This window comes from Prevotella sp. MGM1 (assembly GCF_002933775.1).
Lineage (GTDB): Bacteria > Bacteroidota > Bacteroidia > Bacteroidales > Bacteroidaceae > Prevotella.
The window spans coordinates 1-638 of the sequence record NZ_BEWV01000118.1; the positions used below are offsets into that span (position 1 = coordinate 1).

Here is a 638-nt window from a genome sequence, read left to right on the forward strand (position 1 = left end):
TAATATCTCCGCTTTCGTAGCCATGCGTTAAAAACTTTCTTTGAGCTTTTCGGAAATGAAAAGGTCGTGATAATGATTTATTGTTTTGAGCAGTTCCGGGGTAACATTGGGGTCGAAGCTCATGCGGTATTGCAGCCATTTGCTGAAAGCCATAAAAACCTCAATGACATCAACGACTGATGTTTTTTTGTCGAGGCGTTCAACGGTGGCGGCGAACTTGACCAGCTTGTCGGCACTCGCCGCAGTTTTCTCCGGGGAGGGGTCCGCGGCCAAATCCTCAAGCAGCACGTTAATGCTGTTAAGTATCTTGTTGACCAGTTCCGGGCGTGTGATGTTGGCGGCGGCGCGGGCCTGTTCCCAGCCGCCGTCTGCGACCCATTTAGTAACAGTCTGTGCGGACACGCCGACCTTTTCGGCAATGGACTTCTGCGGCTCCCCCTGCATGTAGAGCAGGCGGGCGTGTTCGCGCTGCTGCTCACGGTCTTTTTTAGTAGCCATTCATAATAAAATTACCTGAATTAGATGCAGCGCGCCCACTGCGGGCACGCTTTCACGGTGCAAAGTTGGGGGAAAATCACACTATAATAAAAAAGAGTGTAAAAGTTTTACACTCTTTTTGTTAGGGTTGTGAACTATCC

General features: G+C 49.8%; 1 protein-coding gene. It reads right to left on the minus strand.

The genetic code is table 11. The features are described 5' to 3' along the window. Window positions 1-27: 27 nt before the first annotated feature. The gene (locus MoGM_RS03905) at window positions 28-498 is read right to left on the minus strand and encodes a helix-turn-helix domain-containing protein (RefSeq protein ID WP_104368832.1); all 471 of its coding nucleotides are present in this window, start codon (window positions 496-498) and stop codon (window positions 28-30) included. Between the last annotated feature and the right edge of the window lie 140 nt (window positions 499-638).

Coding starts and splice junctions, on each gene's coding strand:
- MoGM_RS03905 (WP_104368832.1), bottom strand. CDS start 498: ATGGCTACTAAAAAAGACCGTGAGCAGCAGCGCGAACACGCCCGCCTG.